This is a genomic window from Bradyrhizobium sp. Leo170 (assembly GCF_004296405.1).
Classification (GTDB): domain Bacteria; phylum Pseudomonadota; class Alphaproteobacteria; order Rhizobiales; family Xanthobacteraceae; genus Bradyrhizobium.
The window spans coordinates 1-8,523 of the sequence record NZ_PSRR01000363.1; the positions used below are offsets into that span (position 1 = coordinate 1).

General features: G+C 63.8%; 6 protein-coding genes and 1 pseudogene. 2 read left to right on the forward strand and 5 right to left on the reverse strand.

Annotated features, from left to right (window positions below):
* Positions 1 to 152: 152 nt before the first annotated feature.
* A complete protein-coding gene (locus tag CWO89_RS36885) occupies positions 153 to 854 on the reverse strand; it encodes an SDR family NAD(P)-dependent oxidoreductase (RefSeq protein WP_130583291.1) in 702 nt (233 codons plus the stop codon).
* A gap of 150 nt (positions 855 to 1,004) precedes the next feature.
* On the opposite strand from CWO89_RS36885, the gene CWO89_RS36890 reads away from it, so the two are divergent.
* Together CWO89_RS36890 and CWO89_RS36895 are read left to right on the forward strand one after the other, a co-directional pair.
* Positions 1,005 to 2,786, forward strand: a complete 1,782-nt coding sequence (locus CWO89_RS36890) for an acyl-CoA dehydrogenase family protein (RefSeq protein WP_130583292.1) — start codon at positions 1,005 to 1,007, stop codon at positions 2,784 to 2,786.
* A gap of 89 nt (positions 2,787 to 2,875) precedes the next feature.
* A complete protein-coding gene (locus CWO89_RS36895) occupies positions 2,876 to 3,964 on the forward strand; it encodes a Zn-dependent alcohol dehydrogenase (RefSeq protein ID WP_130583293.1) in 1,089 nt (362 codons plus the stop codon).
* Between the two features lie 112 nt (positions 3,965 to 4,076).
* On the opposite strand, the pseudogene CWO89_RS36900 reads toward CWO89_RS36895, so the two are convergent.
* The 4 genes and pseudogenes from CWO89_RS36900 to CWO89_RS36915 form a co-directional block, all read right to left on the reverse strand.
* A pseudogene (locus tag CWO89_RS36900) lies at positions 4,077 to 4,429 on the reverse strand (nuclear transport factor 2 family protein).
* Positions 4,430 to 4,570: 141 nt separating this feature from the next.
* A complete protein-coding gene (locus CWO89_RS36905) occupies positions 4,571 to 6,040 on the reverse strand; it encodes an amidase (RefSeq protein WP_130583294.1) in 1,470 nt (489 codons plus the stop codon).
* A 140-nt stretch (positions 6,041 to 6,180) separates the two neighbouring features.
* Positions 6,181 to 7,152, reverse strand: coding sequence for an iron exporter MbfA (gene mbfA, locus CWO89_RS36910; RefSeq protein ID WP_130583295.1), 972 nt, complete (start codon positions 7,150 to 7,152; stop codon positions 6,181 to 6,183).
* A gap of 67 nt (positions 7,153 to 7,219) precedes the next feature.
* Positions 7,220 to 8,374: an alpha/beta hydrolase gene (locus CWO89_RS36915; protein WP_130583296.1), complete on the reverse strand. Its 1,155-nt coding sequence runs from the start codon at positions 8,372 to 8,374 to the stop codon at positions 7,220 to 7,222.
* Between the last annotated feature and the right edge of the window lie 149 nt (positions 8,375 to 8,523).

Here is an 8,523-nt window from a genome sequence, read left to right on the forward strand (position 1 = left end):
CCGTCATTGCGAGCGCAGCGAAGCAATCCATCGCACGGCAAGTGGAGGCATGGATTGCTTCGCTGCGCTCGCAATGACGGGGTGACTTGCCCGCACCACAACAACTCCCTGTGGTTATGGGTCCCGCCTCAAGGCCGGGACGACAGCGCGCGCTAGAACTTCTCCACCCAGGGACGCAGCTCCATCTCCCAGGTCCAGGCGCTGCGCGGTTGCTGCAGCACGTTCCAGTAACTCAGAGCAATCGCGTCGGGATCGAGCATCGAATCCGGACGGTCCTCCGGATCAGGGCGCGTCTTGCTGCGGATACCGCCGTCGATAACGAAATGCGCGACATGAATACCCTCTGGCGATAGTTCGCGCGCCATGCTCTGCGCCAGTCCGCGCAGCGCGAACTTGCCCATCGCGAACGATGACGATTGTGCATAGCCTTTGACGCTGGCCGAAGCCCCCGTGAACAGGATCGCGCCATGCTTGTTCGGCAGCATGCGCTTTGCTGCCTGCTGCGCCACCAGGAAGCCGCCGAAGGCCGAGACCGCGATTGCGTTGGCGACCTCGGCCGGCATGAGGTCGATCAGCGGGCCGCGCGCCCGCGCGCTCGCGTTATAGACCACGAGATCGGGCGTTCCGATCTCGCGCTCGACCAGGCCGAACAGACGTTCAACCTCGTCGGCGTCCGTTGCGTTGCAGGCAAAGGCACGCGCGCCGGTTTCGGTGCAGAGCGCGCCGAGTTTTTCGATTTGCCGCGCGGCCAGCGCCACGCGAATTCCTTCGCGCGAAAATAACCGCGCCAGCGAGGCGCTGAGGCCTTCGCCGACACCGACGATCAGGGCAATCTTGTATTTCGGGGTTTCCATGAGCTTTCCTTGAGCTGCCGGAGAAGATTTTGCTTTGGCAGGAAGCTGCGGCGAAATTGGCTCTCTCGCCGCAACCGTATGGGGCGACATCCCGGCATTCGATGTGCGATAGTCTCATCCAACAGATGAGGAAACGAACTAGAGATTTCAATGCAGCCACTGAAACAACATCCGAACGCCGATATCGCCAACCAGCCGGGCCTGCTCGCGCCCGATACCTCGGGCATGAATTTCTATCAGGCCGATCCGGCGCTTCAGGACCTGCTGCGACTGCATCTGCCGGAGGCGCTGTTTCGCCATATCGAGCCGCATCTCGATCGGCTGGGCGCGCTCGCCGGCGGCCCTCTCGACGAATGTGCACGGCTCGCCGACCGCCATGTGCCGGTGTTGCACCAGCGCGACAAGTTCGGTCGCGACGTGCAGTGGATCGAATATCACCCGGCCTATCGCGAATTGGAGGAGGCCGCGTTCGGTGAGTTCGGCATCCATGCGATGTCGATCCGCAAGGGCATTTTGGGCTGGCCGGACAAATATCCTGTGGTGGCAAAACACGCCTTCACCTTCCTGTTCAACCAGACCGGATTCGGCATGGGTTGCCCGATCAACGTCACCGACGGCTGCGCGAAGCTGCTGGCGAATTTCGGCAGCGAGGCGTTGAAGGCAAAATACTTGGACGGCCTGACCCAGACCGACATGAGCAAGCTGACGCAAGGCGGTCAGTTCATGACCGAGAAGGAAGGCGGCTCCGACGTCGGCACGCTGACCACGACTGCGGTGCAGGAAGGCGATCACTGGCGCCTCTATGGCGAGAAATGGTTCTGCTCGAATGCGGACGCCAAGGTCGTGATGCTGCTGGCGCGGCCGGAAGGCGCCGGCCCCGGCACGCGCGGCGTCGGCCTGTTCCTGATGCCACGCTTCCTCGATGACGGCTCGCAGAATCGCTACCGGATCGTGCGGCTCAAGGACAAGCTCGGCACACGCTCGATGGCCTCGGGCGAGATCAAGCTCGAAGGCGCGATCGCCTATGCGGTCGGCAAGCTCGACCGCGGCTTCGTGCAGATGGCCGAGATGGTCAACTCGTCGCGGCTCTCCAACGGCGTCAAGTCGACCGCGCTGATGCGCCGTGCGTATCATGATGCGATGACAGTGGCGAAGGGCCGCGTCGTGTTCGGCAGCCGCATCATCGACCTGCCGCTGGCGCGGCGGCAATTGATGAAGATCATGCTCGCGACCGAGCAGGCGCTGTCGATGAGCTTCTTAACGGCGGATGCGCTTGACCGTGCCGAAGCGGGCAGTCAGGACGCGGCGGCGCTGCTGCGCATCCTGACGCCGACCTTGAAATTCCGTGCCACCCGCGATGCGCGAAAGGTCTGCGGCGATGCGATGGAGATGCGCGGCGGCATCGGTTACATCGAGGAATTTGTCACCGCGCGGTTGCTGCGCGACGCGCATCTCGGCTCGATCTGGGAAGGCACCGGCAACATCGTCGCGATCGACGCGTTGAAGCGCGCGGTTGGCCGGCATGGCGCCGATGCGGCGCTTGCCGCGGACCTGCACGCGCGGCTCGACGACAGCGCCAATGTGCCGCAGGCCTGGCGCAGCCGCCTGCATGAACTCACCGACCGCTCCATCGGCTTTGCGCGCGAAGTCGCCGGCCGCATGGACAACGAAGCGGAAGCACGGCGCGCCACCAGCCTGCTCTATCACGTCGCAAGCGCGGTGACGCTCGCCTGGGAAGGCGGGCGCATCGACGAGATGCGGGGCGATGCACGGCGGCTATTGCTGTCGCGCCTGGTGATCGACCATCGCGTTGCCGCCCATGATCCGTTCCGGCTGACGGAAAATACCGTATCGCGCGCCATCACCGATCACCTGCTCGGCGACCGCGCCGTCGGCATGGCCGAGGTTGGCGAATTGCTTGCCGCAGCGTAGGCTGCCGCTTCCACCTCTCCCTTCGGGAGAGGTGGAGAGAGCGTCGCGACAAGATAGACGCAACGATAAACAACAGAGGGGAAACACCGATGAAGGCCGCCGTCCTGTACGAAGTCAACAAGCCGCTCGTGATCGAGGACGTCAGCCTGCCTAATCCCGGACCGCGCGAAGTGCTGATCCGCACTTCCGTCGCCGGCCTCTGTCATTCCGATCTGCACTTCATGGAGGGACTCTACCCGCATCCGCTGCCCGCCGTGCTCGGCCATGAATCCGCGGGTGTGGTGGAGAAGGTCGGCTCCGACGTGAATTATGTGAAGCCCGGCGATCACGTCGTGACCTGCCTCTCGGTGTTCTGCGGCACCTGCGACAACTGCACCACCGGACGTACGGTGCTTTGTACCGACACCACCGTGAAGATGCTGCCGGGCGCTTCCAACCGGCTGCAATGGAACAGGCCGGAGAAGTTGAACCAGTTCCTCAATCTCTCGTCCTTTGCCGAGCAGATGCTGGTGCATGAGAATGCAATCGTGAAGATCCGCAAGGACATGCCGCTCGAGCTCGCAGCCCTGATCGGCTGCGGCGTCATCACCGGCTATGGCGCTGTCGTGAACACCGCCAGGGTGCAGGCCGGCGAGACGGTGGCGGTGATCGGCTGCGGCGGCGTCGGCATGGCCGCGATCAACGGCGCCGAGATCGCGGGTGCTGGCCGCATCATCGCGATCGACACCAATCCGGCGAAATTGCAGCTCGCGACCAAGCTCGGCGCCACCGACATCATCGACCCCAGGAATGGCGACGTGGTGCAGCAGGTGCGTGAGCTCACCGGCGGCGGCGTGCATCATTCCTTCGAGGTGCTGGGCCGCAAGGAAACTGCGGAGCAGGCCTTCGGCATGCTCGCGCCCGGCGGCACCGCGACCATCGTCGGCATGATCCCGTTCGGCCAGAAGATCGAACTGCACGGCTTCGATTTCCTGCGCGAGCGCCGGATCCAGGGCTCGTCGATGGGCTCCAACCATTTCCGCGTCGACATGCCGCGGCTGGTTGAGTTCTACATGCGCGGCAAATTGCACCTGGAGGACTGGATCTCGGCCAAGCTGAAACTGTCCGAGATCAACGAAGGCTTCGCCAATATGAAAGCCGGCAAGACGCTCCGCAGCGTGATCATGTTTGATAGCTGAGGCACTCTCTGTCCGTCATGCCCGGGCTTGACCCGGGCATCCATCCATCTTCGCAAAGACGCCCTTGTTAGCGATGGATTGCCGGGTCAAGCCCGGCAATGACGGCTACGCGTCACCGCGTCACATGCGCCGATACCGCGAGCCATTTCCCGTTCTGCTTTGCCCAGCAATCGGTGTATCGCCCCTGCGCCTGCTGCCCTTCCGGCGTGGTGTAGCTGGTTGCCCCATGGATGATGGCGAAGTCGCCCATGATGCGGATCTTTACATCATGCGCCTGCAGGTTCCTGATCGCCACCGCCTCGCGGTCTGCTCAAGGAAGCCGACGCGGTCGACCAGCGATTTGTCGGGATTTGTGCAATAGAACTCCGGCGCCAGGATCCCATCGAAGCGCCTGACGTCGCAATTCTGCACCGAGGCGACATAGTCGCGATTGAGCGCGGTGAGTTCGTCGATGTCGTTGGTCATTTGTATTCCTCCTTGTTCCCGTCATTGCGAGAAGCGAAGCGACGAAGCAATCCATGCCTCCGCGAGTGTGGATGGGTGGATTGCTTCGCGGAGCCTGTCATCGGGCGGCGCTTCGCGCCGACCCGGTGGCTCGCAATGACGCTAATCGTTAAACATCTTTGGCGGCACGAAGCCGCCGAATTCGCGCTCGATCAGTTCAGCCAGTTTCAGCGGCGTGCGATCCTCGAGCCAGGGCCCAACGATCTGTACGCCGATCGGCAATCCATCCGGCGCGAAGCCGGTCGGTATCGCTGTTGACGGAAGCCCGGGCAGCGTCGCGATTCCGGGCCAGGCGAGCTGGTCTGGATAGACGTGTTCCTTGCCGTCGATCATGATGCGGCGTTTCTCCTGCTCGGGCGAATGGTCGTGCGGATAGGCCGGCGTCGGCATCACCGGACAGATCACGGCATCGAATGTCTTGAAAAATTCGCGCCATTGTGCGCGGAGCCGGGTGCGGCCGCCGTCGGCCATTACCCAGTCGCGATGACTGAGCGCGATGCCGCGCAGCCGTTCGGCGGCAAGGCTGGTATCGCTCTCCGGTAGCGCCGCGGCGGCCTGCTTGGCCCCCTCATGGACGTCGGGCGCGAAGGAAGCGGCGAGGAACGACATCAGTATCCGCATATAGAGCCGGGTCGATGCGGCGAAGTCCGGCAACAGCTTGCTCTGGCGCTCGACCTTGACGCCTGCCTTGGCGAGGTTGGCGGCGAGTCTTTCGATCGAGCCGCGTACCACCGAATCCGTCGGCATCACCGGATCTGTGTCGATCAGCAGCACGCGGAAGTCTTTCAGCGCGGCATGTCGCGGCGGCGGCAGTTCGAGCCGGTAAGCACTGGCGTCGAGCGGATCGGGGCCAGCGATCGCATCGAGCAACAACGTCAGATCGGCCGCGCTGCGCGCCATCGGGCCGATCACCGAGAGATCGCGGTTGAACGGCAGCGGCGGCAACGGAGGCGGCGTGTGACCGCGCGACGGCACCAGCGCGTAGGTCGGCTTGTGCGCATAGACGCCGCAATGAAATGCCGGCACGCGCAATGAGCCGCCGATGTCGGAGCCGAGCGAGAGCGGCCCGTAACCTGCGGCGAGCGCGGCCGATGATCCGCCGGACGAGCCGCCCGGTGTGCGGCCGAGATCGTAGGGGTTGTTGGTGGTGCCGTAGATGTCGTTGTAGCTCTGCCAGTCGCCGAGGACGAGCGGCACATTGGTCTTGCCGAGGATGACCGCGCCGGCATCCTTGACCCGCGCGACCGAGAGTGCGTCCTCGGTCGGCGTGAAATTCTTCTGTTCGGGAATGCCCCAGGTCGTCGGCAGCCCGGCGACGTTGTAGGATTCCTTCGCCGTGATGGGGATACCGAGCAGCGGCTTTTGTTCGCCGCGGGCAAGTGCGGCATCGGCGGCGCGCGCCGCCGCCGACGCGCGATCGAAATCGCGCACGCAGACCGCATTGATTTTCGCATCGTGACGCTCGATCCGGCCGATCGCATCTTGCGTCAGTTCGACCGCGGATACTTGCTTTGCGGCAAGCGCCGCCGATATCTCGATCGCAGTCTTGAAGCTCCATTGCGATTTGGCCAAGGCGAACTCCTGATGTGATGGCGGTGCTGCAACAATGATGGTCACTTTGCATGACCGCCGCAAGCGTGAGACGTCACGGCGTGATGCGCCGACGATCATCGCCGATCTGACGGTACCAGTGCTTGACAGGGATTGCTGAGCTACGCGGCGCCGATCAGAATCCCGACACCGAGAACGATGGCGCCGCCGAGCACGATCTGGAACACCGCCTGCAGGAACGGCGTGTCCATGTAGCGCGAGCGGATGAAGGCGATCGCCCACAATTCGAAGAACACGATGATGCTGGCGATAGCGGTCGCAATCCAGAACGCGTTCGGCCAGGTATCGGGAACGAGATAGGGTAGGGTGTGGCCGAGGCCGCCGAGCGTCGTCATCAATCCGCAGGTGAGGCCGCGCAGCCACGGCGAGCCGCGCCCGGTCAGCGAACCATCGTCGGACAGCGCCTCGGCAAATCCCATGCTGATCCCGGCACCGATCGAGGCGGCGAGGCCGACCAGGAAAGTCTGCCAGTTCTGGTGGGTGGCAAAGGCGGCGGCGAACAGCGGCGCCAATGTCGAGACCGAACCGTCCATCAGTCCGGCGAGTCCGGGCTGCACATATTGCAAGACGAACATGCGCCGCCGGGTCCGGTCCTCCTCGGCGCGCACGTCGGGCTTGAGGATATCGTCGGTCAGCCGGACGGCGAGGTTCTCGTGGTGTCGCTCTTCCTCGGCGAGATCGCCGAGCAGGCGGCGCACGCCGACATCCTGGGCCTGTTCGGCGGCCTTGGCATAGAAGCGTTCGGCCTCCAGCTCCATCGTCTCGACTTCCTTCCGGATGGTGTCGAGCGGCAGGTTCTTGGTCAGCCAGATCGGGCGGCGGCGCAGAAAGCCCCTTACGTCCTCGCGGCGGATTGGCGGCAGATGCGGGCCGAACCGCTGCTCGTAGAGCTCAAGCAGCCGATGCCGGTGGCCGCGTTCCTCCTCGGCCATCTGCTCGAAGATCTTTGCAGTATCTGGATAACGTTCGGCGAGGTCCTCTGCGAAGGTCATGTAGATGCGGCTGTCCTCCTCCTCGGAGGCGATCGCAACCGCCAGCACTTCGCGCTCGGTCAGATCGGCAAAGTTCTTCACGGAGCCGCCTTCTCATCTAGTTTAGAATTATTCTAAACTACTTAGGAGGCCTTGGCTACCGCGTCAATCACCTTCCGCCGCGCGCGTCGCGCAGGAATGCGAGCAGGAGCCGGCTGACCTCCGCCGGCTGCTCCTGCTGCACCCAATGGCCGGCGCCATCGACCAGATGGCAGCCGATCATGTTGCTGCAGGCCTTCGATTGCATCGTCTCGAACACGCCAGGCCGCTGGTAGGTGCCCCAGTCCTGCCGGCCGGAGATGAAGCAGGAGGGCACGTCGATGGTGCGGCCCGACCATATCTGCAGTTCTGAGACGAACGCGCCGGAGATGCCGCAGCGATACCACTGCAAGCCGCCCTGGAAGCCGTTGCGCTCGTATTCGGCGCTGTAGAACGCAAGCTCATGGTCGGGCAGCCATTGATTGGCAGCGATCTCCGCGGCCGACGGCATCTCCTTCGCCACCGTGACGGCCATGCCCTCGGCGAGATCCATGATGTAATAGGTCGGCAGCTTTGCCAGTTCGCCCGCGGACCAGGACTGCAGCGGGTAGGGCTTGTTGTCTTTCCAGTCCGCGCTCTTGTGGTGGTAATAGGCGCGCAGGAAATCATGCACGCCCTGCGGTGCGCGGTACATGTCGGTATTGGCCTCGCGCGTCGAGTAGTACCATTGGTAGTGCTTGCGCGGTCGCGGCAATGCCGCGAGCTCGCGATGCACCGGGTCCTCCGTCGCAGGTTTCGCCGGCGCATCCGCGGTGTCGAATGGCAACGACGGCGGACCGCCGAACGGCGCGCTCATCATTGTCACCGCCCGGAACACATCCGGCCGGATCAGTGCGCACCACGCCGCGACCGACGAGCCGAAGTCATGCCCGATCACGGCATCGACGTGTTTGTAGCCGAACGCCGACACCAGCCCCAACGCATCGCGCACCAGATTGGGGAGACGAAACGACGCGAGATCGCCGTCATAGTCGCCATCCCAGCCGGTAGTGCGGCCGTAGCCGCGCTGGTCCGGCGTGATCACGTGATATCCGGCCTCAGCCAGCGCAGGCATCACCTTGCGCCAGGAGAACGCGAGCTCGGGAAAGCCGTGCAGCAGCAGGAGGCAGGGCCGGCCTTTGGTTTCGAAACCGGCCTCGAGCACATGCATGCGCAGACCGTTGATATCGTCGACATAGCGGGAGCGTATGCCTGAGGGGAGCGGAATGTCGGGAAGAGCACTCATGGCCGTTTCCATCCACGTCTTGTCATGCGCGCGACTGTAAAGACGTGGACGCCCGGGACAAGTCCTGGCGTGGGCTGCCGTAGGGTGGGCAAAGCGAAGCGTGCCCACCATCCACATTGCAAGAAAGGTGGGCACGCTGCGCTTTGCCC

Coding starts and splice junctions, on each gene's coding strand:
- CWO89_RS36895 (WP_130583293.1), top strand. CDS start 2,876: ATGAAGGCCGCCGTCCTGTACGAAGTCAACAAGCCGCTCGTGATCGAG.
- CWO89_RS36915 (WP_130583296.1), bottom strand. CDS start 8,374: ATGAGTGCTCTTCCCGACATTCCGCTCCCCTCAGGCATACGCTCCCGC.
- CWO89_RS36885 (WP_130583291.1), bottom strand. CDS start 854: ATGGAAACCCCGAAATACAAGATTGCCCTGATCGTCGGTGTCGGCGAA.
- CWO89_RS36890 (WP_130583292.1), top strand. CDS start 1,005: ATGCAGCCACTGAAACAACATCCGAACGCCGATATCGCCAACCAGCCG.